The organism is Streptomyces griseorubiginosus (genome assembly GCF_001514195.1).
Taxonomy (GTDB): domain Bacteria; phylum Actinomycetota; class Actinomycetes; order Streptomycetales; family Streptomycetaceae; genus Streptomyces; species Streptomyces griseorubiginosus.
In genome coordinates this window covers 230,237-254,296 of sequence record NZ_KQ948741.1, presented here as the reverse complement: position 1 = coordinate 254,296, position 24,060 = coordinate 230,237, and the positions used below count along the sequence as shown (strand labels likewise).

Below are 24,060 nucleotides of genomic sequence, written 5' to 3'. Positions count from 1 at the left end.
GATAACCCATTTGCCCGGAAAGTCTATGCCTGGCCTTTACTCTGCATTACGATCCATTTACCGAGCGTTGATTCATCCCGCCGCTGCACGCCGTGACCCACGGCCGCGACCCGCCCCCCGCCATCGACGGGGGACCACCTGTTCCGCGACCGCGCTGCCCCGGAGGAGACGGGAAAACATGTCAGCCTGCGTACCCACCCGAGCCACCGACCCGAGCGACCCGCACCGCGCGAGTCACCTCCACCCACCCCACAGCCCGCCACCGACACCGCCGCGCCGCTTCCGCATCGCGAGCGCCGACGTGTCGGCCTCGATCGCGGTCTTCCTGATCGCCCTGCCCCTGTCCCTCGGCATCGCCCTCGCCACCGGCGCACCCCTCCAGGCCGGCCTCGTGGCCGCCGCCGTCGGCGGGATCGTGGCCGGCCGGCTCGGCGGCTGCCCGCTCCAGGTCAGCGGCCCCGCAGCCGGACTCACCGTGGTCACCGCCGACCTGATCCACCGCTACGGCTGGCGGACGACCTGCGCCATCACCGTGCTGGCCGGAGTCGTCCAACTCGGCCTGGGCTGCCTGCGCGTGGCCCGCACCGCGCTCGCCGTCAGCCCCGCGATCGTGCACGGCATGCTCGCCGGCATCGGCATCACCATCGCCGTCGCCCAGCTGCACATCGTCCTCGGCGGCACCCCGCAGAGCTCCGTCCTCGACAACCTCCGCGCCCTGCCCGCCCAGTTGGCGCGGGTCCAGCCCGCCGCCGTGTCGGTGAGCGCGCTGACCCTGGCGCTGCTCTTCCTCTGGCCGCGCATCCCCGGCCGGGCCGGCCTGCTGCTGCGCCGGATCCCGGCCGCGCTCGTCGCCGTCGCCGGGGCCACCACCACCGCCTCCCTCACCGGGCTCGTCCTGCCCAAGGTCGACCTGCCGTCCTGGAGCAGTCACGCACTGGCCGGGCTGCCCGAGGGCCCCGCCCTCGGCCTCGTGGCCGCCGTGCTCACGACCACGCTCGTGTGCAGCGTGCAGTCCCTGCTCGGCGCGGTCGCCGTGGACAAGCTGGCGGCCGGCCGCCCCGACCTGCTCGCCGGCGGCCCCGGCTCCGGCCGGGGAGCCCGGGTCGGCCGCTCCGACCTGGACCGCGAACTGCTCGGGCAGGGCGCCGCCAACATCGTCTCCGGCGCCCTCGGCGGACTGCCGGTCGCCGGTGTGGCGGTGCGCAGTTCGGCGAACGTCCAGGCCGGTGCCGTCAGCCGGAACTCCACGATGCTGCACGGCGTTCTCGTAGTGATCGCCGCCCTGCTGATGGTCCCCGTCCTGGAGTTCATCCCGCTCGCCTCGCTCGCCGCCCTGGTGATGGCCGTCGGCATCCAGATGGTGTCCCTGCACCACATCCGTACGGTGACCCGCCACCGCGAAGTGCTGGTCTACGCCGTCACCACCCTCGGCGTGGTCGTCTTCGGCGTCCTGGAGGGCGTCACCCTCGGGATCGCCGTGGCCGTCGGCGTCTCGCTGCACCGCCTCACCCGCACCCGCATCACGCACCACGAGAGAGACGGCGTCCATCACGTCCACGTACGAGGCCAGTTGACCTTCCTCGCGGTGCCGCGGCTCAGCCGTGCCCTGCATCTGGTGCCCCAAGGTGCGGACGCGGTGGTGGAGTTGGACGGGTCGTTCATGGACCACGCCGCGTACGAGTCGCTCCAGGACTGGCAGAAGACGCACACCGCGCAGGGCGGCTCGGTCGAGCTGACCGGGCGCAGTCCGGGCACGAGCATCGCCGAGCCCTCCGGTGCCGCCGACTGCCGCTGCCGCCCCTGGACGGCCTGGCGCAACCACCAGTGCGAGCTGCCCAACCCTGCGCTGACTTTGACGCCGACGCGGGGGCCTGTCTCGGACACCGAGACGTCGGGGGCGTCGGGCTCGGCGGGCACGTCGGTTGCAAGGAGCGCGTTGGGTGCGTCGGGTGCGTCCGGCGAGAAGGGCGGCCCGGATCAAGCAGGTCGACCAGACGGACCAGCCGGGTCGGGGAGACCAGCCGGACCGAGCGGATCAGCTGGATCAGGTGGACCGAGCGGATCAGCTGGGTCAGGTGGACCGAGCGGCTCAAGTGGGCCGAGTGAACCGGGCAGCTCACATGGACCGGCCGGCTCCCGCGGTCCCCTCGCCCCCGCAGGGTCGAGCGGGCATGAACTGGCTCGTGGCATCAGCGCGTTCCAGCGCAACACCGCGCCGATCGTGCGGGGCGAGCTGGCCCGGTTGGCGCGCGAGGGCCAGCAGCCGGCCCAGCTCTTCCTGACCTGCGCCGACTCACGCGTGGTCACCTCGATGATCACCTCCAGTGGTCCGGGCGACCTGTTCGTGGTGCGCAACGTGGGCAACCTCGTACCGCTGCCCGGTGAGGAGAGCGGGGACGACTCGGTGGCGGCCGCGATCGAGTACGCCGTGGACGTGCTGAAGGTGCGGTCCATCACGGTGTGCGGACACTCCGGCTGCGGGGCCATGCAGGCGCTGCTCGACTCCGAGCCTGGCGGCGCCCGGACCCCGCTGAAGCGGTGGCTGCGGCACGGGCTGCCGAGCCTGGAGCGGATGGCCGACGACAGCCGCGCCTGGGCGAAGCTGGCCGGGCGGGCGTCCGCCGACGCGGTCGAGCAGCTCTGCCTGACCAACGTGGTCCAGCAGTTGGAGCACCTCCGGTCGCACGACTCGGTCGCCCGGGCCCTGCGGGACGGGGAGCTGGAGCTGCACGGGATGTACTTCCACGTGGGCGAGGCGCAGGCCTACCTGCTCACCGAGGCGTCCAGCGAGGGGGTGTTCGACCGCGTGACCGACGCGGACGGTCTGCGCAGCCCGGTATAAGCGGACGGTCTGCGCAGCCCGGCATAAGCAGCACCCCAGAACAACGCCTCGCCCCAGCGCCCCCAGAACGACGCCCGCCCCAGCGCGCCGGCCCGGCGCCCGCCCCGGTTCCCCACCCAGCGCCCACCAACCCCCGCTCAGCGGAGACCCGACGTCTCCGCCGGGCGGGGCTCCGGGGCCGGGATCGGACGACACGGGGCGACGTCACCGCGGACGAAGCCGAAACCGGTGACCGGCTGGAAACTCCCGTCGGGCGCGCGCTGTCCCAGCTTTTCGACGACCAGGGAGTCCCCGCGCCGCAGGTCGAACACCTGGCTGGGGCCGTCGCTCGAATCGGGGCGGCCCTGGACCCCCTTGCCCCGGGGCTCGGTGCACTCGTAGCCGTTCGGTACCTCGTCCACGACCACGTGGATGCCGTACGCCTTGAGGCGTTCGACCAGGCCGTCCGGCAGGGTGCCACCGAGGCCGAAGTCGTTCATCGTGACCGTCAGGCTCCCGTCCGAGTGCGACACCACCGCGTAGGCGGGGCTTTCCGCCGGGGAGCCCGGAGTCAGCACCCAGGCGCCCGCGACGGCGGCGCAGGCCACCGCGACGACGGCGAGCCTCGGCACGGTGAGGGCCGTACGGCAGCGCCACCACACCGACGTGGGTGTCGCTGCCGCCGTACGGTCGGCCGCCCGCAGGGCGATCTCGTGGCGCAGTTCCGCCAGCAGCCGGTCCTCGAATGTCGTCCTGGTGGTCATGCCTCTCCCCCGGTTCCGCCGGTGACGTAGGACAGAGATGTGCCGCGGGCCCCGTCGGCGAACTCACCCGCCTCGCGCAGCGACTTGCGCGCCCTGTGCAGCCGTACCCGCGCCGCGACCCGGCTGATGCCCAGCGCCGTCGCGGCCTCGCCGACCGTCAGTTCGTCGACCGCGACGAGTTCCAGGACGGCTCTCTCCCCCGCGGGGAGCCGTTCCAGGGCGGCCAGGGCGCGGCGGCCGGGGCTCTCCGCGTCGAGCTTGTCCTCCAGGCGGGCGATGTCGTCGGGCTCCAGCAGCCGCCGCCCCGAGATGCGCCGGTCGCGGTCGGTCTCGCGGGCGACCCGGCGGCGCTCGGAGGAGACGACGTTGCGGGCGATGCCGTACAGCCAGGCCCGCTCGCTGCCCCGGGACGCGCGGTAGGTGTGGGCCGAGTCCAGGACCGCGAGGAAGATCTCGGCGGTCAGGTCGGCCACGGTGTGCGGGTCCGCGACACGCCGGGCCAGGAAGGACGTCATCGCGTCCACATGGCGTCGGTAGAACTCCTCGAAGAGCTGTGGGTCGCGCGCCGCGGCCCGCGGCCCACCCCGTATCCCGTCCACTCGGGCTCCCTTCACATAAGGCGTCGATGGCGCTGCACCCGTACTTGGGCGGGAGGGTGAAAGGCGTTACACGTGCCGAACTCCGCCGGACACATGCTGAACTCCGCCTGGTCGGCGTCCGTGGGTACGGATGAGCCGGCCGCCGGACTCGACGAGCCCACAGGTCTAAACCAATTGCAGATCGGCCCTTGTCATCGCACCCCCGGTCTGATGAGCTGTGGCCTGGGACACAACGGACACCCTGGGAAAGGCAGATGCCGTGAGCAACGAAAGCCTGGCCAACCTGCTCAAGGAAGAACGCAGGTTCGCACCCCCCGCCGACCTGGCCGCACACGCCAACGTCACGGCGGAGGCGTATGAGCAGGCCAAGGCTGACCGGCTCGGGTTCTGGGCCGAGCAGGCCCGCCGACTGAGCTGGGCCAAGGAGCCGACCGAGACGCTGGACTGGTCGAACCCGCCGTTCGCCAAGTGGTTCCAGGACGGCGAGCTCAACGTGGCGTACAACTGCGTCGACCGGCATGTCGAGGCGGGCCATGGCGACCGGGTCGCCATCCACTTCGAGGGCGAGCCGGGCGACAGCCGCGCGCTCACCTACGCCGAGCTCAAGGACGAGGTCTCCAAGGCGGCCAACGCGCTGCTGGAGCTGGGGGTCCAGAAGGGCGACCGGGTCGCCGTCTACATGCCGATGATCCCCGAGACCGCGGTCGCGATGCTCGCGTGCGCGCGGATCGGCGCCGCGCACTCCGTGGTCTTCGGCGGCTTCTCCGCGGACGCCCTCGCGACCCGCATCCAGGACGCCGACGCGCGCGTGGTCATCACCAGCGACGGCGGCTACCGCCGTGGCAAGCCCTCCGCGCTCAAGCCCGCCGTGGACGAGGCGGTCGGCAAGGCCGGCAACGTCGAGCACGTGCTCGTCGTGCGCCGTACCGGTCAGGAGGTCGCCTGGGACGACAGCAAGGACGTGTGGTGGCACGAGATCGTCGAGCGGCAGTCCGCCGAGCACACGCCTGAGGCGTTCGGCGCCGAGCAGCCGCTGTTCATCCTGTACACGTCCGGTACGACGGGTAAGCCGAAGGGCATCCTGCACACCTCCGGCGGCTACCTCACCCAGGCCGCGTACACCCACCACGCCGTCTTCGACCTGAAGCCGGAGACCGACGTGTACTGGTGCACCGCCGACGTCGGCTGGGTCACCGGGCACTCGTACATCGTCTACGGCCCGCTCGCCAACGGCGCCACCCAGGTCATGTACGAGGGCACCCCCGACACCCCGCACCAGGGCCGTTTCTGGGAGATCGTCCAGAAGTACGGGGTCACCATCCTCTACACCGCCCCGACCGCCATCCGGACGTTCATGAAGTGGGGCGACGACATCCCCGCGAAGTTCGACCTGTCCAGCCTGCGGGTGCTGGGGTCGGTGGGCGAGCCGATCAACCCCGAGGCGTGGATCTGGTACCGCAAGCACATCGGCGCCGACCTCACCCCGATCGTGGACACCTGGTGGCAGACCGAGACCGGCGCGATGATGATCTCCCCGCTGCCCGGTGTCACCGCGACCAAGCCCGGCTCCGCGCAGACCCCGCTGCCCGGCATCTCCGCGACCGTCGTGGACGACGAGGCCAACGAGGTCCCGAACGGCGGGGGCGGCTACCTCGTCCTCACCGAGCCGTGGCCGTCCATGCTGCGCACCATCTGGGGCGACGACCAGCGCTTCCTCGACACCTACTGGTCGCGCTTCGAGGGCAAGTACTTCGCCGGCGACGGCGCGAAGAAGGACGACGACGGCGACATCTGGCTGCTGGGCCGGGTGGACGACGTCATGCTGGTGTCCGGCCACAACATCTCGACCACCGAGGTGGAGTCGGCGCTGGTCTCCCACCCGTCGGTCGCCGAGGCCGCCGTCGTCGGTGCCGCCGACGAGACGACCGGGCAGGCCATCGTCGCCTTCGTGATCCTGCGCGGCACGGCGAACGCCGAGGACGAGAACCTCATCGCCGAGCTGCGCAACCACGTCGGCGCCACCCTCGGCCCGATCGCCAAGCCCAAGCGGGTCCTGCCGGTCGCCGAGCTGCCCAAGACCCGCTCCGGCAAGATCATGCGCCGGCTGCTGCGGGACGTGGCGGAGAACCGCCAGCTCGGTGACGTCACCACGCTGACGGACTCCACGGTCATGGACCTCATCCAGGCCAAGCTGCCGGCCGCGCCCAGCGAGGACTGACCCGCACGGCTCCGAGGGGGCGCCCGGCGCGAAAGCGTCGAGCGCCCCTTTTAGGTAACCTAAACAAAGCAGCGTGACCCAAGGTGTGCCGGGAAGTCTGGTCGGCGAGCAGCACTGTCCTGCCCACCGACCGGAGGTCCCCCCGATGCCCACGCCCACCCGCAAGGCCCTCGGCCGGCTCTCCCTCCCCGAGCGGACCTTCGTCGCGAACGCGCTGCGCACCGAGACGGTCGGCGGAGTCCTGCTGCTCGCCGCCGCGGTGACCGCGCTGATCTGGGCGAACGTCCCCGCACTGCACGACAGCTACGAGAGCGTCAGCCACTTCCACCTCGGCCCCGAGGCACTCGGCCTCCACCTGTCGATCGAACACTGGGCGGCCGACGGCCTGCTCGCGATCTTCTTCTTCGTCGCCGGCATCGAACTCAAGCGCGAACTCGTCGCCGGTGACCTCAAGGACCCCAGGGCGGCCGCGCTGCCCGTGGTCGCCGCCCTGTGCGGAATGGCCGTACCGGCGCTCGTCTACACGCTCACCAACCTCACCGGCGGCGGCTCACTCGCTGGCTGGGCCGTGCCCACGGCCACCGACATCGCCTTCGCGCTCGCCGTGCTCGCCGTCATCGGCACCTGGCTGCCGAGCGCCCTGCGCGCCTTCCTGCTCACCCTCGCCGTCGTCGACGACCTCTGCGCGATCCTGATCATCGCGATCTTCTTCACCGCCGACATCGACCTCGCCGCGCTCGGCGGCGCGGCCCTCGGCCTCGCGGTCTTCTGGCTGCTGCTGCGCAAGGGCGTACGCGGGTGGTACGTCTACGTCCCGCTCGCGCTGGTGATCTGGGCGCTGATGTACAACAGCGGGGTGCACGCCACCGTCGCGGGCGTCGCGATGGGCCTGATGCTGCGCTGCACCCGGCGGGACGACGAGGAGCAGTCCCCCGGCGAGCGGATCGAGCATCTCGTACGACCGCTCTCGGCCGGCCTGGCCGTGCCCCTGTTCGCCCTCTTCAGCGCGGGCGTCTCCGTCTCCGGCGGCGCGCTCGGCGATGTGTTCACCCGGCCGGAGACGCTGGGCGTGCTTCTTGGACTGGTCCTCGGCAAGGCGCTCGGCATCTTCGGCGGGACCTGGCTGACGGCCCGCTTCACCCGGGCCTCGCTCAGCGACGACCTCGCGTGGGCCGACGTGTTCGCGGTGGCGACCCTGGCCGGCATCGGGTTCACGGTGTCGCTGCTCATCGGGGAGCTCGCCTTCGACGGCGACGCGTCCACCACGGACGAGGTCAAGGCCGCCGTACTCGTCGCGTCGCTGATCGCGGCCGGTCTCGCGACCGTGCTGCTGAAGCTGCGCAACGCCAAGTACCGGGCGCTGTACGAGACGGAGGAGCGCGACGAGGACCTCGACGGCATCCCGGACGTCTACGAGCAGGACGACCCGGCCTACCACCTGCGCATGGCGGCCATCCACGAGCGCAAGGCCGCCGAACACCGCCGGATCGCCGAGCTCAAGACGGCCGAGCGGCTTGCCGAAGTGACGGGCGGGGCAGGCGAGGACGACGACCGTCGGGCATGATCTGACGGGACGGTACAAAAAGACACGGCACACCCAGCAGTCCCATGGAGAGGGAGACCGCGATGAGCGCACCCGACGGCAGCCCGGTCGGCGCCGAACGCAGCATCGGCCAACTGTTCGCCTCGGCGACGACCGAGATGTCCGCGCTGGTGCACGACGAGATCGCGCTGGCCAAGGCGCAGTTGAAGCAGGACGTCAAGCGCGGCGCCGTGAGCGGCGGCATGTTCAGCGTGGCCGGCGCGGTGCTGGTGTTCTCCCTGCCGATGCTGAGCTTCGCGCTGGCGTACGGCATCCGGACCTGGAGCGACTGGAACCTCGCGGTCTGCTTCCTGCTGTCCTTCGCGGCCAACGTCCTCGTCGCACTCGTCCTCGCGCTGATCGGCGTGGTCTTCGCGAAGAAGGCGCAGAAGGGCAAGGGCCCGCAGAAGGTCGCGGCGTCGATGAAGGAGACGGCCGGCGTCCTCCAGAACGCGAAGCCGCACCCGCGGCCCGGCAACGACAACAAGGTCCTGGAGGAGCGAGTCCGGGAGACCAAGGCCATCGAGGCTGTGGCACGCTCGTCGTCATGACGGATCCCGCCGCCTCTCCGGCGCAGCAGCCCGCGTCCCTCGTACGGCCCGACGGTCCCTGGACGCACCGGGACGTGGCCGCCAACGGCGCGCGCTTCCACATCGCCGAGATGGGCGACGGACCGCTGGTGATGTTCCTGCACGGCTTCCCGCAGTTCTGGTGGACCTGGCGGCACCAGCTGGAGGCGCTGGCCGACGCCGGTTTCCGGGCCGTGGCCATGGACCTGCGCGGGGTCGGCGGCAGCGACCGCACCCCGCGCGGCTACGACCCCGCCAACCTGGCGCTCGACGTCACCGGCGTGATCCGCTCCCTCGGCGAACCGGACGCCGCCCTGGTCGGCCATGACCTGGGCGGCTATCTGGCGTGGACGGCGGCCGCGATGCGCCCCAAGCTCGTACGGCGGCTCGCGGTCTCCTCGATGCCGCATCCCCGGCGCTGGCGCTCGGCCATGCTCTCCGACGTCCGTCAGACCCGCGCCGGCTCCTACATCTGGGGGTTCCAGCGGCCGTGGATCCCGGAGCGGCAGCTCACCGCGGACGACGGCGCGCTGGTCGCCGAGCTGATCCGGGACTGGTCCGGGCCGCGCCTGCCGGACGACGAGGCGGTGGACACGTACCGGAAGGCGATCTGCATCCCCTCCACGGCGCACTGCTCCATCGAGCCGTACCGGTGGATGGTGCGGTCGATGGCGCGGCCCGACGGCATCCAGTTCAACCGGCGGATGAAGCGGCCCGTCCGGGTGCCGACCCTGCACCTGCACGGCTCGCTCGACCCGGTGATGCGGACCAGGAGCGCGGCGGGCTCCGGGGAGTACGTCGAAGCGCCGTACCGCTGGCGGCTGTTCGACGGTCTCGGGCACTTCCCGCACGAAGAGGATCCGGTCGCTTTCTCGACCGAACTGATCAATTGGCTGAAGGATCCCGAGCCCGATCGGTGACCGTTCCGTCGCGCCCGGTATCCGGACCTGAACACCTGTCCTACGAACGGCCACTTGCCCGGCGCATAGGCCAATTGGGGGGCGTGGGGGAGGTTATCGACCTTGGGGCAGGGGCAAACGTCGGGGTATGGGCTGGACGCACGACTACGGTGACGCAGCACGCAATCGACGCTCGGGCGCTGCCCTGAGCTCCCACCACCAAGGGGGTTCCCCGCAACTCGCGGGCGGAACGGACCTGAGGGTGGGGATCCCGCGCATCCTGCGCCGCCGGGCCCGCTGGGTCTCGGTACGCCTGCGTCACCCCCGAGGCTGACGCGGCCCTCTTCTGACACCCCTCAGCGCGCGGCCGCTTCTGACACCCCTCAGGGCCCGCAGCCGCTTCTGACACCCCTCAGAGCGCGCAGCTGTCGCTGTCCACCTGCTGGTTCGCGGTGCGCCCCTTGGCGATGTCCGGCTGGATCTCGTCGGCGGTGAGCGCGTACCCGGTGTCCGGGTCGTCGAGCGACTTCGCGAAGACCACGCCGTACACCTTGCCCTCCGGGGTGAGCAGCGGGCCGCCGGAGTTGCCCTGGCGGACGGTCGCGTAGAGGGAGTACACATCGCGGCTGACGGTGCCGCGGTGGTAGATGTCCGGTCCGTGGGCGTCGATGCGCCCGCGCACCCGCGCGGGACGGACGTCGTACGAGCCGTTCTCCGGGAAGCCGGCGACGATCGCGCTGTTCCCGCTGGCCGCGTCCTCGGACGTGAACTTCAGGGCGGGCGCGTCGAGATCGGGCACGTCCAGTACGGCGATGTCGCGCTGCCAGTCGTAGAGGACGACCGTGGCGTCGTACTTCCTGCCCTCGCCGCCTATCTGGACGGTGGGCTCGTCGACCCCGCCGACGACATGCGCGTTGGTCATCACGCGGCGGTCGCCGAAGACGAAGCCGGTGCCCTCCAGGACCTTGCCGCAGCTCTGCGCGGTGCCCATGACCTTGACGATGGAGCGCTGGGCCCGGGTGGCGACCGCACTGTTCGCGAGCTTCGGGTCGGGCGGCTGGACCTCCTTGATCGGCTCGTCGGAGAACGGGCTGAAGACCTGCGGGAAGCCGTTCTGCGCGAGGACCGAGGTGAAGTCCTTGAACCAGGTGTCGGCGTCGGAGGGCAGGGCCTCCTGGACGCCGAGGAGCACCTTGGAGCCGCGGACCTCCTTGCCGACCGTCGGCATGGTGGTCTGCGCGAGGGTGGCCCCGATCAGCCAGGCGACCAGGAGCATCGCGAGGACGTTGACCAGGGCGCCGCCGGTCGCGTCCAGGGCGCGGGCCGGGGACCAGGTGATGTACCGGCGCAGCTTGTTGCCCAGATGGGTGGTCAGGGCCTGGCCGACGGAGGCGCAGACGATGACGACCACCACGCCGACCACGGCGGCGACCGTGCCGACCACCGCGTGGTCGGTCACCGCGTCCCACACGACGGGCAGCGTGTAGACGGCCACGAGGCCGCCGCCCAGGAACCCGATCACCGACAGGATGCCGACGACGAAGCCCTGGCGGTAGCCGACGATCGCGAACCACACGGCGGCGACCAGCAACAGGATGTCCAGCACGTTCACGAACGCCACCCTGTCATGCGCGCCAGTCGAGCGGGACCTGCTTCTCGCGGTCCCAGGGGCGCTCCCACCCCGCGAAGTGCAGGAGCCGGTCGATGATCCCGGCGGTGAAGCCCCAGACAAGGGCCGATTCGACCAGGAATGCCGGACCTCGGTAGCCGCTGGGGTGCACGGTCGTCGCACGGTTGTCGGGGTCCGTGAGATCCGCCACGGGGACGGTGAAGACGCGGGCGGTCTCGTTCGGGTCCACGACACCGACCGGGCTCGGCTCGCGCCACCAGCCCAGCACCGGGGTCACCACGAAGCCGCTGACCGGGATGTACAGCTTGGGCAGCACCCCGAAGAGCTGGACACCGCGCGGATCGAGGCCGGTCTCCTCCTCGGCCTCCCGCAGGGCGGCCCTGAGCGGACCGTCGCCCTTCGGGTCGCCGTCCTCCGGGTCGAGGGCACCGCCGGGGAAGGAGGGCTGCCCGGCATGCGACCTGAGGGAACTCGCCCGCTCCATGAGCAGCAGCTCGGGACCGCGCTCGCCCTCGCCGAACAGGACCAGCACCGCCGACTGCCGGCCGGCGCCGTTCTTCGGCGGCAGGAAGCGGCTCAGCTGGAGCGGCTCGACCGTCTCCACGGCGTGCACCACCGGATCCAGCCAGCCCGGCAGACCCTCCTTGCTGAGCGTCACGCCCTCCGTATGGCTCGCCCGTGTCATCGCCACCCCCGTCGTCCTGCACCACTCAACGCCCGAAGGGCCCTAGATCGTTCCGTCCGGGCTGCGTGTGTTTGCGGTGACGGGGGTCCGGGGCGTGCAGGGGGGCGGTTACCCGTGGCGGCCGGTTGGCGCGGGGCGGACGCTCCGGTCCGGCGCGACCCTTCGAGCAGGACCGACGCTCCGGTCCGGCGCAACGCTTCGGCCGGGGCCGATGCTCCGGTCCGCCGCGATGACCTGGTCGGGTTCGGAGTCGCCGCCCCCAGGCACCCGCCCGGCACACGGTCGCACTCCGCCCGACGGGACGGCCGGAGGAAATCCTGCAAGCGGCTCGGCACCGACGCGGGCCGCAGGACGGAAGCAGCCCTCGGCACCGGCAGAGGCCGTGAGTGCGCCCCGCGGCCCCAGCCTCGCCGACCGGACCGAACCGCCCCCCGCGCACACCCGGACCCGACTCTCCGCTCCACCGACGACCCGGTCCACACGCTCACCCTCACCCGGCGGCCCCCAACGGCGGTGCGGCCTTGCCGCCGGCGTCCAGGTAGGCCTGCGGTGGGTTCAGGCGCTGGCCCGGGAAGCCGCCCTTCTCGTACTTGAGGAGCTTGGCCGCCTTGTCCGGGTCCGTCTCGCCCTCGCCGTAGGCCGGGCAGAGGGGCGCGATGGGGCAGGCGCCGCACGCGGGCTTACGGGCGTGGCAGATCCGGCGGCCGTGCCAGATGACGTGGTGCGAGAGGTCGGTCCAGTCGCTCTTCGGGAAGAGCGCGGCAACGGCGGCCTCGATCTTGTCGGGCTCGCTCTCCTCGGTCCACTGCCACCGCTTGACCAGCCGCTGGAAGTGCGTGTCCACGGTGATGCCGGGCCGCCCGAACGCGTTGCCCAGCACCACGAAGGCGGTCTTGCGGCCCACCCCGGGCAGCTTGACGAGGTCTTCGAGCCGCCCCGGCACCTCCCCCGCGTGGTTCTCCACGAGCGCCTTCGACAGCCCTATCACCGACTTGGTCTTGGCCCGGAAGAACCCGGTCGGCCGCAGGATCTCCTCGACCTCCTCGGGGTTCGCCGCGGCCAGGTCCTCGGGGGTGGGGTACTTCGCGAAGAGCGAGGGAGTCGTCTGATTGACCCTCAGGTCGGTGGTCTGCGCGGACAGCACGGTGGCCACGATCAGCTGGAAGGGGTTCTCGAAGTCCAACTCGGGGTGGGCGTACGGGAACACCTCGGCGAGCTCGCGGTTGATACGCCGGGCACGGCGCACGAGGGCGGTGTGCGACTCGTTCCGCGGCGGCTTGGGCGCGACCGTCTTGGCAGCCGACGCCTTCTTCACCGCGGCAGCCGCCTTCTTGGGGGCCACGGCCGCCTCCTTGACCGGAGCAGCCTTCTTACCCGCAGCGGCCTTCTTGCTCGCAGCAGCCTTCTCGACCGGAGCGGCCCTCTCGACCGGAGCGGCCTTCTTGCTCCCGGCAGCCTTCTCGACCGGAGCCGCCTTCTTCGCCGAAGCGCTCTTCTTCACCGGGTTCACCGGAGCCTTCCCTGCCGCTTTTGCCGTTTTCTTCCCACCCCCGGCGCCCTGTTCGCCCACAGCGGAATCCCGACGTGCAACCACCTGCCCAGCCCCCTCGGCCTGTGCTCTCACCGGCGTTTTGGACACCCGGCCAGCCTAGGGCCCGGCACTGACATCCGCCCCGGACCCCGGGGACCGGCCCCCAATTGGACCCCTGCCGCTTACCCCAGGACATGTGTGCGGCATCCTTGTGACAGATCACACTGTTTGGACCGTCCGGCAAAATGGGCACCGGGTTCCCCTGGTACCAAGGGGGAACAAGATTCCCTGAGCAGGTCGACAAGGAGAGAACTCGTGGACGACGTCCTCCGGCGCAACCCGCTCTTCGCGGCACTCGACGACGAGCAGTCCGCGGAGCTCCGCGCCTCCATGAGTGAGGTGACCCTCGCGCGCGGCGACTCGCTGTTCCACGAGGGCGACCCGGGCGACCGGCTCTACGTCGTCACCGAGGGCAAGGTCAAGCTCCACCGCACCTCCCCGGACGGCCGCGAGAACATGCTCGCCGTGGTCGGCCCCGGCGAGCTCATCGGCGAACTGTCCCTGTTCGACCCGGGCCCGCGCACGGCGACCGCCACCGCGCTGACCGAGGTCAAGCTGCTCGGCCTCGGCCACGGCGACCTCCAGCCCTGGCTGAACGCCCGCCCCGAGGTGGCCACCGCACTGCTGCGCGCCGTCGCCCGCCGCCTGCGCCGCACCAACGACGCGATGTCCGACCTGGTCTTCTCGGACGTCCCCGGCCGTGTGGCCCGCGCCCTGCTCGACCTCTCCCGCCGCTTCGGCGTGCAGTCCGAGGAGGGCATCCACGTCGTCCACGACCTCACCCAGGAGGAGCTGGCCCAGCTGGTCGGCGCCTCCCGCGAGACGGTCAACAAGGCCCTCGCGGACTTCGCCCAGCGCGGTTGGCTGCGCCTGGAGGCCCGCGCGGTGATCCTCCTGGACGTCGAGAGGCTCGCCAAGCGCTCGCGCTGAGCGCGGACAGCCGTACGACTTCGAAGGGCCCCGCCGCACGGCGGGGCCCTTCGCGTGCCCTCGCGCCCTCCTGGCTCCTTGTGCCCTCTGGCTCCCCCGGGGCCTGGCTCCCCGGGCCCGTTCGGCCCCACACGGGCCGCCCAGGGCCGTAAATAAGCTGTCCCAGGGCCCGCACCCGGGCACAGTGGCCCCATGGCCGCCGAAACCGTTCCCGCTGTCGCCGCCAAGGGACTCGACGCCGAGGGCTTCATCGAGCGCGAGGGATCGCTGGGACGTGTCCCGCACCCCTTCCGCCCGGTCGTCGCGGCCGCGCGCGACCGCGTGCTCGGCCTGTTCGGGTCGAGGCTGCACAGCGCCTACCTCTACGGCTCGATCCCGCGCGGCACCGCGCGCGTGGGCCGCAGCGACCTCGACCTGCTGCTCGCCCTGAACGAGGAGCCGACCGACGCGGACCGGGAGGACGTACGGACGCTCGGGGAGGCGCTGGACAAGGAGTTCCCGCAGATCGACGGCGTAGGGACCCTCCTGTACAGCCGGACGCTGCTGCTGAGCGAGCTGGAGCGACACGACATGGGCTGGTTCGTGGCCTGTCTGTGCACCCCGCTGCTCGGCGACGACCTGGCGGAGTACCTCCCGCGCTACCGCCCCGACTCCCTCCTGGCCCGCGAGACGAACGGCGACCTCGCCCTCCTGCTCCCGCGCTGGCGCGAGCGGATCGAGGGGGCGGACTCCGACGAGACCCGCCGCCGACTGGTCCGCTTCATGTCCCGCCACCTGGTCCGCACCGCGTTCACCCTGGTCATGCCCCGCTGGAACGGCTGGACGAGCGACCTGCCCGAGATGGCCGAGGTCTTCGCCGCGTACTACCCGGAGCGCGCCGACCAGGTCCGGACGGCCGCCGTCCTGGGCCGGTCGCCGAGCGCCGACACGGCCGTACTGCGGACGTACGTCGACGATCTGGGCCCATGGCTGGCGGACGAGTACACGCGCGTGCACGGCACGAAGACCCCGAGACCTTGATGGGCCCCACGGGTGCCTAGATGAGCCCGTGCTCCTCCAGGTACTCCAGCTGTGCCCGCACCGACAGCTCGGCGGCGGGCCACAGCGACCGGTCCACATCCGCGTACACGTGTTCTACGACGGCACCGGGTGCCCGGTGCCCGTTCTCCACTGCCGTCTCGACCTGGGCCAGCCGGTGGGCCCGGTGGGCGAGATAGAACTCGACGGCACCCTGGGCGTCCTCCAGCACCGGCCCGTGCCCCGGCAGGACGGTGTGGACCCCGTCGTCGACCGTCAGGGACCTCAGACGCCGCAGGGAGTCCAGATAGTCGCCCAGGCGGCCGTCGGGGTGGGCCACGACGGTCGTACCGCGCCCCAGGACGGTGTCACCGGTCAGGACGGCCTGATCGGCCGGGAGGTGGAAGCACAGCGAGTCCGCGGTGTGCCCCGGAGTCGGCACGACCACGAGTTCGAGGCCGGCCACCCGCACCACGTCCCCGGCGCCGAGACCCTCGTCCCCCAGCCGCAGCGCGGGGTCGAGGGCCCGCACCTTGGTGCCGGTCAGCTCGGCGAAGCGGACGGCGCCCTCCGCGTGGTCCGGGTGGCCGTGCGTGAGCAGGGTGAGGGCGACCCGCTTTCCGGCGGCTCCCGCGGTGTCGACGACGGCCCGCAGGTGCCCTTCGTCGAGCGGACCGGGGTCGACCACGACCGCCAGGTCCGAGTCCGGTTCCGACAGGATCCAGGTGTTGGTCCCGTCCAGGGTCATCGCGGAGGCGTTGGGCGCCAGGACGTTCACGGCCCGTGCGGTGGCGGGGCCCGAGAGGACCCCGCCCCGCGGCTGGCCGGGAAGTGCTGCGGCGTCGGTCATCGGGAGGCTCCACCGGTCGGGATGTGCTTGGTGAACTCGTCGTGCCCCGGCCAGGAGAGCACGATCTGCCCGTCCACGAGCCGGGCCTGCGCGAGCACGGGGGTCAGGTCACGCCCGGGTGCCGCGGCGAGGGCGTCGGCGGCGCTGCCGTACCCGGCGATCTGCCGCAGCGTGGCGATGGTGGGCGGCATCATCAGCAGTTCGCCCTTGTCGTAGCCCTCGGCCGCGTCCTGGGGCCGGATCCACACGGTGCGGTCGGCCTCCGTGGAGGCGTTGCGCGTGCGCTGCCCTTCCGGGAGGGCGGCCACGAAGAACCAGGTGTCGTACCGACGGGATTCGAACTCGGGTGTGATCCAGCGCGTCCAGACCCCGAGCAGATCCGACCGCAGCACGAGCCCCCGCCGCTCCAGGAACCCGGCGAAGGACAGCTCGCGTGCGACCAGTGCGGCCCGGTCGGCCTCCCAGTCCGCGCCCGTGGTGTCCCCCACCACCGACTCGGGCGTCGGCCCGGCCAGCAGCACCCCCGCCTCCTCGTACGTCTCCCGCACGGCCGCGCAGACGATCGCCTGGGCCGCCGTCTCGTCGACCCCGAGCCGAGCCGCCCACCACGCGCGCGTGGGCCCCGCCCAGTGGATCTGGTGCTCGTCGTCCCGGGGGTCGACGCCACCGCCGGGATAGGCGTACGCCCCGCCCGCGAAGGCCATCGAGGCCCGTCTGCGCAACATGTGCACGACGGTCCCGCTCGCCGTGTCCTTCAACAGCATCACGGTCGCGGCCCGCCGCGGCTCGACCGGCACGAGGTCGCCGTCCGCGAGCGCGCGGATACGGTCCGGCCAATCCGCTGGGTACCACTGCCCGTTTGCCATGGCCGGAGGCTAACTCTTGACGGGCGGATGTTCGAGGGGGCGCCGGGTTCGGTTGTTGGGCGGCTGCGGGTCCGTCGTGGCTGGTCGCGCAGTTCCCCGCGCCCCTGGGTGGGTCATGGGGACGCACGCCACGACGCACTGTTCGCCGCGTACGGCGTGAAGGGGACGGGGTGGGGGGTGTCCGCCCGCAGCGGCCGGCGTCCGGAACCGGGCACCTTATGAAGGGACCGAGCCGCCGGACCGAGGACGGATACCCCCCACCCCGGCACCGACCCCAAACCGAACCGCACGCGCTACGCACGCCCCCACCGGAGCCGAGCGGGCCGCCGCAGGCATTTCAGGGGCGCGGGGAACTGCGCAAAACGCCCGCCCCCACCGAACCCGCAGACAAGCGCACAGCCCAACCGTCACGCCCCCGCAACCAACTCCACCTGCACCTCAACCTCAACCGGCGCATCCAACGGCAGCACAGCAACCCCCACCGCACTCCGCGCATGCACCCCCTTCTCGCCGAGCACCTCACCCAGCAACTCACTCGCCCCGTTGATCACCCCGGGCTGCCCCGTGAAGTCCGACGCCGACGCCACGAACCCCACGACCTTCACCACCCGCGCAACGAGATCAAGGTCACCCGTCACCGACTTCACCGCCGCCAACGCGTTCAACGCACACGTCCGCGCCAGCGCCTTCGCCTCCTCGGCCGTGACCTCAGCGCCCACCTTCCCGGTGACCGGAAGCTTCCCGTCGACCATCGGCAGCTGTCCCGCGGTGTACACGTACACCCCCGACCGCACGGCCGGCTGATACGCGGCCAGCGGCGGCACGACCTCCGGCAGCGTCAGCCCCAGCTCCGCGAGCCGCGCCTCGACGGCCCCGCCCCCGCTCACGCGGACTTCTCGCGCTTCAGGTACGCCACCAGCTGCTCGGGGTTGTTCGGCCCGGGCACGACCTGGACGAGCTCCCACCCGTCCTCGCCCCAGGTGTCCAGGATCTGCTTCGTGGCGTGGACGAGCAGCGGCACAGTTGCGTATTCCCACTTGGTCATGCGGCCGACTCTAGCCCCTGCTCACCCCCTGCTTTCAGCCCTCGCCCCCCACAGCCCCCACCCGCGTTATCCACAGCCTCCTGCTTAGGTTCCCCGCCGACTGGTTACGCTCGAATACGTGAGCAGGCTCCAGGTCGTCAGCGGCAAGGGCGGGACCGGAAAGACCACGGTCGCCGCAGCCCTCGCGCTGGCCCTCGCCACCGAGGGGAAGCGGACGCTTCTCGTCGAGGTCGAGGGCCGCCAGGGAATCGCGCAGCTCTTCGAAACGGAGGCGCTGCCTTATGAGGAGCGGAAGATCGCCGTCGCTCCCGGGGGCGGGGAGGTGTACGCACTGGCCATCGACCCCGAACTGGCCCTTCTGGACTACCTCCAGATGTTCTACAAACTCGGCGGCGCCGGCAGAGCCCTCAAGAAGCTCGGCGCGATCGACTTCGCCACCACCATCGCGCCCGGACTCAGGGACGTCCTGCTGACGGGCAAGGCCTGCGAGGCGGTCCGCCGCAAGGACAAGTCAGGCCGCTTCGCCTACGACTACGTCGTGATGGACGCTCCCCCCACCGGCCGTGTCACCCGCTTCCTGAACGTCAACGACGAGGTCGCCGGGCTCGCCAAGATCGGCCCCATACACAATCAGGCGCAGGCCGTGATGCGGGTGCTGAAGTCCAAGGAGACGGCCGTCCACCTGGTGACACTCCTGGAGGAGATGCCGGTCCAGGAGACCGCGGACGGCATCGCCGAACTCAGGGCCGCCCGCCTGCCCGTGGGCCGGATCATCGTGAACATGGTGCGCCCGGAGGTGTTGGACGGGGAGGACCTGGAACTCGTACGGAGCACGCCTCGTTCGGCCGTGGCGAAGGCGCTGTCCTCGGCCGGACTCGGTGGCGCCCGTCGCGGGGGCAACGCCGAGAAGCTGGTCGACCCGCTGGTCCAGCAGGCGGAGGAGTACGCCGTACGGTACGAGCTGGAGCACGAACAACGCTCGGTCCTGGGCGACTTGGGTCTCCCCCTGCACGAACTGCCTCTGCTGAGCGAGGGCATGGACCTGGCGGGTCTGTACGAACTGGCCACCGAGCTGCGGAAGCAGGAGATCTCATGAGTCCGGACCAGGACCGGCACCCCCGTCCCTCCCCGGCCCACCGTCTCTCCCCCGCCCCCAGGCTCGACCTGGACCCGTTGATCGACGACCCGAAGACCCGCATCGTGGTGTGCTGCGGCTCGGGCGGTGTCGGCAAGACCACGACCGCCGCCGCGCTCGGTCTGCGTGCCGCGGAGCGGGGCCGCAAGGTCGTGGTCCTCACCATCGACCCGGCCCGCCGCCTCGCCCAGTCCATGGGCATCGACTCCCTCGACAACACCCCGCGCAGGGTGAAGGACGTCGAGGGCGAGGGCGAACTGCACGCGATGATGCTGGACATGAAGCGCACCTTCGACGAGATCGTCGAGGCGCACGCGGACGCCGAGCGGGCGGCCGCCATCCTGAACAACCCCTTCTACCAGTCGCTCTCGGCGGGCTTCGCGGGCACGCAGGAGTACATGGCGATGGAGAAGCTCGGGCAGCTGCGGGCCCGGGACGAGTGGGACCTGATCGTCGTCGACACGCCCCCGTCGCGTTCGGCACTCGACTTCCTGGACGCCCCGAAGCGGCTGGGGTCGTTCCTCGACGGCCGGCTCATCAGGCTGCTGACCGCGCCGGCCAAGCTCGGCGGACGGGCGGGGATGAAGTTCCTGAACGTCGGAATGTCGATGATGACGGGCACCCTCGGCAAGCTCCTGGGCGGCCAGCTCCTCAAGGACGTCCAGACGTTCGTGGCCGCGATGGACACCACCTTCGGCGGCTTCCGCACGCGCGCGGACGCGACGTACAAGCTGCTCCAGGCGCCCGGGACGGCGTTCCTGGTGGTGGCGGCCCCGGAGCGGGACGCGCTGCGCGAGGCCGCGTACTTCGTGGAGCGGCTGGCCGCGGAGCGCATGCCGCTCGCCGGCCTGGTGCTCAACCGGGTCCACGGCAGCGACGCAGACCGCCTCTCGGCGGAACGAGCACTCGCCGCCGCGGAGACCCTTGAAAATCTTGAAGAGCCCCGCATTGTCGATCAGGAGGGCGGGAAAGCTGGACTTCGTAACTCTCCCGACACGTACGGCAGTTCAGAGGCACCCGATACTTCACCCGCCTCCGGGCCGGACTCCCCCGTCGACCCGGAGCGCACCGCCGACCTGCTCACCGCAGGCCTGTTGAGGCTGCACGCCGATCGTATGCACCTGCTCTCCCGCGAACAGCGCACACGGGACCGCTTCACCGCACGCCACCCCGAGGTGGCGGTGGCCGAAGTGGCCGCGCTGCCCGGCGATGTGCACGACCTCGCGGGGCTGCGGGACATCGGCAACCGACTCGCGGCCGGACGGCCGGAGCTGCCCGAACCCGGCACCGACGCGGGCTGAACCGACCCCCGCGCACAGTCGAACCAGAGCACACCAAACCGCGAGCACAGCGAACCGAGAAGCGAGCCCTCAGCCTGCCGTCGGACCTGAGCCGCCCTGCCCTCGGACGTCAGCCCCCAGAGCTCAGCACTCAGCCGCGAAAGCTCCGCGCCCAACGACCCTCAGCGTCAGCGCCCTCAGCCCTGAACGCTCCGCGCCCAGCACCCCTCAGCTAGCTGACCGCCGCATAGTTCTCGTAGATCTCGTCGTCCTCGAGGGGCAGGATGCCGACCCCCCGCTCGTACTCGACGCGCGCCGTCTCCAGCAGCCTGCGCCACGACGTGACCGTCGGCCGCCGGCGCAGCAGGGCGCGGCGCTCGCGCTCTGTCATGCCTCCCCACACGCCGAACTCGACGCGGTTGTCCAGCGCGTCGGCGAGGCACTCCGTGCGTACCGGACATCCGGTGCACACTGCCTTCGCCCTGTTCTGCGCTGCTCCCTGAACGAACAGTTCGTCCGGATCGGTAGTGCGGCAGGCCGCCTGCGCACTCCAGTCGACTACCCAGCCCATACCGGCGCCGTCCTCTCCCGAATCGAGGCTCCCCCACGGCGGCAGCGGCATATTCACCGCCGCCAGTTGAGGACGTTACGGAAGGCAGGCACAGCGCAACACCCCCTTCGGGCCCAATCTTGAATGGCCCGAACGGACTATGCGTAAGCGGCAGATCACCCGGGGGAGTGAGGCTGCGACATACATGACTATCCCGGCGAAACGGGACACTTGTCTTGCGTCACAACGGGCACCTGATGACACACGAGGCGGATTCGGACACGTCCCCACCAAAAAAGTCGGGGAACGACCGGAACGATTCGGGGTCGCCGGACGTATTGATACGTGGCCCTACTGCTGTGACAGTTGAGAGCAGCTTAGGCCAAGGCCTGTGCGCGTGTCCGGCGAATGAGAAGGTAGGGCGCTGCCGTCGCCATGCCCGCTCCGACGCGGTCGTGCTCTGCCATGCCCGCTCCGACGGGTCGCGCTCTGCAATGCCCCCTCCTAAGAGGCCGTGCCCCTCTTCCGTCGCCATGCCGTGACATGGGCTCCCTCTGAACGCTCAGGAGTACGGATTAGGCTGCCCCCTATGTCGAAGAAGCGCTCGGGCGGCGGTCTGTCGTCCACGCAGCAGGCCGCCAAGTTCCTCGGTGTCAGTGTCCTCGCGGGGGCGGTGATGGCCGGCATCGCGCTGCCCGCGGCCGGCGCGCTGGGGCTCGCGGCCAAGGGGTCGGTGGAGAGTTTCGACGAGCTCCCGGCCAACCTCAGGACCCCGCCGCTGAGCCAGCGCACCACGATCCTCGACGCCAAGGGCGGCACCATCGCCACGGTCTACTCACGTGACCGCACGGTGGTCGACCTCAAGGACATCTCGCCGTACATGCAGAAGGCGATCGTCGCGATCGAGGACTCGCGCTTCTACCAGCACGGCGCGGTCGACCTGAAGGGCGTCCTGCGCGCCCTCAACAAGAACGCCCAGAGCGGCGGGGTCGCCCAGGGCGCCTCCACGCTCACCCAGCAGCTGGTGAAGAACGTCGCGATCGAGGAGGCCGGTGACGACCCGACGAAGGTCGCGCAGGCCACCCAGCAGACCATCGGCCGCAAGATCCGCGAGCTGAAGTACGCGATCCAGCTCGAAGAGGAACTCGGCAAGAAGAAGATCCTCGAGAACTACCTGAACATCACGTTCTTCGGCCAGCAGGCGTACGGCATCGAGGCGGCCTCGCAGCGCTACTTCTCCGAGCACGCCAAGGACCTCGACCTGGAGCAGTCGGCGCTGCTCGCGGGCATCGTCCAGTCCCCCAGCCGCTACGACCCCGTCAACGACGAGGCCGAGGCGACCAAGCGGCGCAACACCGTCCTCCAGCGCATGGCCGAGGTCGGCGACGTCTCCCAGGCGGAGGCCGACAAGGCCGCGAAGCAGCCGCTGGGCCTCAAGGTCAGCAAGCCGAAGAACGGCTGCATCACCGCGGTCAAGGGCGCCGGATTCTTCTGCGACTACGTCCGCGAGGTCTTCCTGACCGACCCGGTCTTCGGCAAGAGCAAGGAGGACCGGGCCAAGGTCTGGAACCAGGGCGGTCTGACGATCCGCACCACGATGGACCCGCAGGCCCAGAAGTCGGTCCAGAGGTCGATCAAGGAGCACGTCTACCAGAAGGACCAGGTGGCCACCGCCGCGACCATCGTCCAGCCCGGCACCGGCAGGATCCTGGCGATGGGCCAGTCGCGGCCGTACGGCATCGACACCAAGAAGAACGAGACGACGCTCAACCTCTCGGTCAACTCGGACATGGGCGGCGGCGCCGGCTACCAGCCCGGTTCGACGTTCAAGCCGATCGTGGCCGCGGCCGCCATAGAGGGCGGCAAGCCGGCGACGCAGATCTACCCCTCGCCGTACAAGATGGACTACCCGGCCCCGGTCCAGGCCTGCAACGGCGCCGTCTGGAACGAGAAGGGCGTCTCGGTCACCAACGAGAACGAGTCCGAGGTCGGCCCGTACGACATGAAGACCGCGACCGCGAAGTCGGTCAACACCTACTACGTGTCGTTGATCAGCGACATCGGCATCTGCCCGGTGACGGAGATGGCCGCGAAGATGGGTGTCGAGCGCGCCGACGGCGGGAAGATCCAGCAGCGGCCGTCGATCGCCCTGGGCACCCAGGAGGTGTCGCCGCTGACCATGGCGAACGCGTACGCGACCTTCGCCTCGCGCGGGATGTACTGCACCCCGGTCGCCATCGAGTCGATCACCCAGCGGGTCGGCGAGAAGTCGAAGTCCCTCGAGGTCCCGAAGTCGACCTGCTCGCGGGCGATGTCGGAGAACACCGCGGACACCATCAACACGCTCCTCAAGGGCGTGGTCGAGGACGGCACGGGCGCGAAGGCGGGCCTCGGTGACGGCCGTGACAGCGCGGGCAAGACGGGTACGACCGACGAGCGGTACGCGGCCTGGTTCGTGGGCTACACGCCGAACATGGCCGGCGCGGTCTGGGTCGGCGACCCGGCGCACAAGCGCCAGATGAAGAACATCCGTATCGGCGGCGTCTGGAACGAGAAGGTCTTCGGCGGCGAGGTCCCCGGCCCGATCTGGCGCGACATGATGTCCGGCGCGCTGGAGGGCATGGCCGCCCCGCAGTTCAAGACCGTCTACATCCCGGACATGCCGAAGAAGGAAGACCCCCACAAGGGCGACGACGGGGGCAACGGCGACAGCCGCGGGAACGACAACGGCGGCAACGACACCGGTGGCGACAACGGCGGCGACGGCAACACCACCTTCCCGACCCCGAGCTTCTCGATCCCCGAGGGCTTCATCCAGGGCCAGAGCAACGGAAACAACGGCAACGGAGGCGGCCACGGCTGACCCCACCGGGCCGCCCCCATGAGAAGGGCCCCTCCGCCGCCGTAGAAGAAGATGTTCTACGACAGCGAAGGGGCCCTTCCGCCACCCGGTACCCGCGATCACCCACCCGGCGTTCCGGCTGCCCTGAGCCCGGCGTCATCGCTCGGGCCGGCGTCATCGCTCGGGC

Annotated in this window: 21 protein-coding genes; 11 read left to right on the top strand and 10 right to left on the bottom strand. The window is 71.0% G+C overall.

Annotation, left to right across the window (positions count from 1 at the left end):
* Positions 1-178: 178 nt before the first annotated feature.
* The gene (locus tag AQJ54_RS31280; RefSeq protein WP_062242822.1) at positions 179-2,842 is read left to right on the top strand and encodes a bifunctional SulP family inorganic anion transporter/carbonic anhydrase; all 2,664 of its coding nucleotides are present in this window, start codon (positions 179-181) and stop codon (positions 2,840-2,842) included.
* A 137-nt stretch (positions 2,843-2,979) separates the two neighbouring features.
* Here AQJ54_RS31280 and AQJ54_RS31275 read toward each other — a convergent pair whose 3' ends face one another.
* Complete coding sequence (locus tag AQJ54_RS31275) at positions 2,980-3,585, bottom strand: hypothetical protein (protein WP_062242819.1); 606 nt, start codon at positions 3,583-3,585, stop codon at positions 2,980-2,982.
* Positions 3,582-4,184: an RNA polymerase sigma factor gene (locus tag AQJ54_RS31270; RefSeq protein WP_062242815.1), complete on the bottom strand. Its 603-nt coding sequence runs from the start codon at positions 4,182-4,184 to the stop codon at positions 3,582-3,584. The genes AQJ54_RS31275 and AQJ54_RS31270 overlap by 4 nt, the downstream gene beginning before the upstream one ends.
* Before the next feature lie 259 nt (positions 4,185-4,443).
* Here AQJ54_RS31270 and acs point away from each other — a divergent pair, with 259 nt between their 5' ends.
* The 5 genes from acs (at position 4,444) to AQJ54_RS46885 (ending at position 9,786) form a co-directional block, all read left to right on the top strand.
* Positions 4,444-6,402 (top strand): acetate--CoA ligase, encoded by a 1,959-nt coding sequence (gene acs / locus AQJ54_RS31265; RefSeq protein ID WP_062243072.1) that lies wholly within the window; start codon positions 4,444-4,446, stop codon positions 6,400-6,402.
* 145 nt (positions 6,403-6,547) lie between these two features.
* The gene (gene nhaA, locus AQJ54_RS31260) at positions 6,548-7,966 is read left to right on the top strand and encodes a Na+/H+ antiporter NhaA (protein WP_062242811.1); all 1,419 of its coding nucleotides are present in this window, start codon (positions 6,548-6,550) and stop codon (positions 7,964-7,966) included.
* A 62-nt stretch (positions 7,967-8,028) separates the two neighbouring features.
* Positions 8,029-8,535: a phage holin family protein gene (locus AQJ54_RS31255; RefSeq protein ID WP_020134539.1), complete on the top strand. Its 507-nt coding sequence runs from the start codon at positions 8,029-8,031 to the stop codon at positions 8,533-8,535.
* A complete protein-coding gene (locus AQJ54_RS31250) occupies positions 8,532-9,473 on the top strand; it encodes an alpha/beta fold hydrolase (RefSeq protein WP_062026015.1) in 942 nt (313 codons plus the stop codon). Before AQJ54_RS31255 ends, AQJ54_RS31250 begins: the two co-directional genes overlap by 4 nt.
* Before the next feature lie 127 nt (positions 9,474-9,600).
* Positions 9,601-9,786, top strand: coding sequence for a hypothetical protein (locus tag AQJ54_RS46885; RefSeq protein WP_078852143.1), 186 nt, complete (start codon positions 9,601-9,603; stop codon positions 9,784-9,786).
* Between the two features lie 78 nt (positions 9,787-9,864).
* On the opposite strand, the gene AQJ54_RS31245 is transcribed toward AQJ54_RS46885, so the two are convergent.
* The 3 genes from AQJ54_RS31245 to nth all read right to left on the bottom strand — a co-directional run bounded on the left by AQJ54_RS31245 (position 9,865) and on the right by nth (position 13,277).
* Complete coding sequence (locus AQJ54_RS31245) at positions 9,865-11,064, bottom strand: MarP family serine protease (protein WP_030324064.1); 1,200 nt, start codon at positions 11,062-11,064, stop codon at positions 9,865-9,867.
* A 13-nt stretch (positions 11,065-11,077) separates the two neighbouring features.
* Positions 11,078-11,767: an NUDIX hydrolase gene (locus AQJ54_RS31240; RefSeq protein WP_062026109.1), complete on the bottom strand. Its 690-nt coding sequence runs from the start codon at positions 11,765-11,767 to the stop codon at positions 11,078-11,080.
* Positions 11,768-12,257: 490 nt separating this feature from the next.
* Positions 12,258-13,277: an endonuclease III gene (gene nth, locus AQJ54_RS31235; RefSeq protein WP_107121171.1), complete on the bottom strand. Its 1,020-nt coding sequence runs from the start codon at positions 13,275-13,277 to the stop codon at positions 12,258-12,260.
* 336 nt (positions 13,278-13,613) lie between these two features.
* Between nth and AQJ54_RS31230 the strand changes: the two genes are divergently transcribed.
* Both AQJ54_RS31230 and AQJ54_RS31225 read left to right on the top strand, forming a co-directional pair.
* The gene (locus AQJ54_RS31230) at positions 13,614-14,288 is read left to right on the top strand and encodes a Crp/Fnr family transcriptional regulator (protein WP_015658871.1); all 675 of its coding nucleotides are present in this window, start codon (positions 13,614-13,616) and stop codon (positions 14,286-14,288) included.
* A 192-nt stretch (positions 14,289-14,480) separates the two neighbouring features.
* Positions 14,481-15,308: a nucleotidyltransferase domain-containing protein gene (locus AQJ54_RS31225; RefSeq protein ID WP_062242808.1), complete on the top strand. Its 828-nt coding sequence runs from the start codon at positions 14,481-14,483 to the stop codon at positions 15,306-15,308.
* Positions 15,309-15,324: 16 nt separating this feature from the next.
* Here the strand turns inward: AQJ54_RS31225 and AQJ54_RS31220 are convergent, their stop codons facing one another.
* The 4 genes from AQJ54_RS31220 to sp36 form a co-directional block, all read right to left on the bottom strand.
* The gene (locus AQJ54_RS31220; protein WP_062242806.1) at positions 15,325-16,155 is read right to left on the bottom strand and encodes an MBL fold metallo-hydrolase; all 831 of its coding nucleotides are present in this window, start codon (positions 16,153-16,155) and stop codon (positions 15,325-15,327) included.
* Entirely contained in the window at positions 16,152-17,021 is an 870-nt protein-coding gene (locus tag AQJ54_RS31215; protein WP_062242803.1) for an NUDIX hydrolase, read from the bottom strand. Before AQJ54_RS31215 ends, AQJ54_RS31220 begins: the two co-directional genes overlap by 4 nt.
* Before the next feature lie 407 nt (positions 17,022-17,428).
* Positions 17,429-17,908: a RidA family protein gene (locus tag AQJ54_RS31210; RefSeq protein ID WP_062026009.1), complete on the bottom strand. Its 480-nt coding sequence runs from the start codon at positions 17,906-17,908 to the stop codon at positions 17,429-17,431.
* Positions 17,905-18,066 carry a Sp36 family protein gene (gene sp36 / locus AQJ54_RS45185; protein ID WP_075033571.1) on the bottom strand — a complete coding sequence of 54 codons (162 nt, stop codon included), beginning with the start codon at positions 18,064-18,066 and terminating at the stop codon, positions 17,905-17,907. Before sp36 ends, AQJ54_RS31210 begins: the two co-directional genes overlap by 4 nt.
* Before the next feature lie 118 nt (positions 18,067-18,184).
* On the opposite strand from sp36, the gene bagA reads away from it, so the two are divergent.
* Positions 18,185-19,162 (top strand): ATPase BagA, encoded by a 978-nt coding sequence (gene bagA / locus AQJ54_RS31205; protein WP_062026008.1) that lies wholly within the window; start codon positions 18,185-18,187, stop codon positions 19,160-19,162.
* Entirely contained in the window at positions 19,159-20,502 is a 1,344-nt protein-coding gene (gene bagB, locus AQJ54_RS31200; RefSeq protein ID WP_062242800.1) for an ATPase BagB, read from the top strand. The genes bagA and bagB overlap by 4 nt, the downstream gene beginning before the upstream one ends.
* 211 nt (positions 20,503-20,713) lie before the next feature.
* On the opposite strand, the gene wblA is transcribed toward bagB, so the two are convergent.
* Complete coding sequence (wblA, locus tag AQJ54_RS31195) at positions 20,714-21,052, bottom strand: transcriptional regulator WblA (protein ID WP_030324083.1); 339 nt, start codon at positions 21,050-21,052, stop codon at positions 20,714-20,716.
* A gap of 568 nt (positions 21,053-21,620) precedes the next feature.
* Here wblA and AQJ54_RS31190 point away from each other — a divergent pair.
* Complete coding sequence (locus tag AQJ54_RS31190; RefSeq protein WP_062242796.1) at positions 21,621-23,894, top strand: transglycosylase domain-containing protein; 2,274 nt, start codon at positions 21,621-21,623, stop codon at positions 23,892-23,894.
* The last annotated feature ends 166 nt before the right edge of the window (positions 23,895-24,060 follow it).

What these genes read in the sequence shown, in the direction of transcription:
- AQJ54_RS31250 (WP_062026015.1), top strand. Translation starts at nt 8,532, where the DNA reads ATGACGGATCCCGCCGCCTCTCCGGCGCAGCAGCCCGCGTCCCTCGTA.
- AQJ54_RS31275 (WP_062242819.1), bottom strand. Translation starts at nt 3,585, where the DNA reads ATGACCACCAGGACGACATTCGAGGACCGGCTGCTGGCGGAACTGCGC.
- AQJ54_RS31280 (WP_062242822.1), top strand. Translation starts at nt 179, where the DNA reads ATGTCAGCCTGCGTACCCACCCGAGCCACCGACCCGAGCGACCCGCAC.
- AQJ54_RS46885 (WP_078852143.1), top strand. Translation starts at nt 9,601, where the DNA reads ATGGGCTGGACGCACGACTACGGTGACGCAGCACGCAATCGACGCTCG.
- wblA (WP_030324083.1), bottom strand. Translation starts at nt 21,052, where the DNA reads ATGGGCTGGGTAGTCGACTGGAGTGCGCAGGCGGCCTGCCGCACTACC.
- nhaA (WP_062242811.1), top strand. Translation starts at nt 6,548, where the DNA reads ATGCCCACGCCCACCCGCAAGGCCCTCGGCCGGCTCTCCCTCCCCGAG.
- AQJ54_RS31240 (WP_062026109.1), bottom strand. Translation starts at nt 11,767, where the DNA reads ATGACACGGGCGAGCCATACGGAGGGCGTGACGCTCAGCAAGGAGGGT.
- sp36 (WP_075033571.1), bottom strand. Translation starts at nt 18,066, where the DNA reads ATGACCAAGTGGGAATACGCAACTGTGCCGCTGCTCGTCCACGCCACG.
- AQJ54_RS31190 (WP_062242796.1), top strand. Translation starts at nt 21,621, where the DNA reads ATGTCGAAGAAGCGCTCGGGCGGCGGTCTGTCGTCCACGCAGCAGGCC.
- AQJ54_RS31225 (WP_062242808.1), top strand. Translation starts at nt 14,481, where the DNA reads ATGGCCGCCGAAACCGTTCCCGCTGTCGCCGCCAAGGGACTCGACGCC.
- AQJ54_RS31220 (WP_062242806.1), bottom strand. Translation starts at nt 16,155, where the DNA reads ATGACCGACGCCGCAGCACTTCCCGGCCAGCCGCGGGGCGGGGTCCTC.
- bagB (WP_062242800.1), top strand. Translation starts at nt 19,159, where the DNA reads ATGAGTCCGGACCAGGACCGGCACCCCCGTCCCTCCCCGGCCCACCGT.
- AQJ54_RS31255 (WP_020134539.1), top strand. Translation starts at nt 8,029, where the DNA reads ATGAGCGCACCCGACGGCAGCCCGGTCGGCGCCGAACGCAGCATCGGC.
- AQJ54_RS31215 (WP_062242803.1), bottom strand. Translation starts at nt 17,021, where the DNA reads ATGGCAAACGGGCAGTGGTACCCAGCGGATTGGCCGGACCGTATCCGC.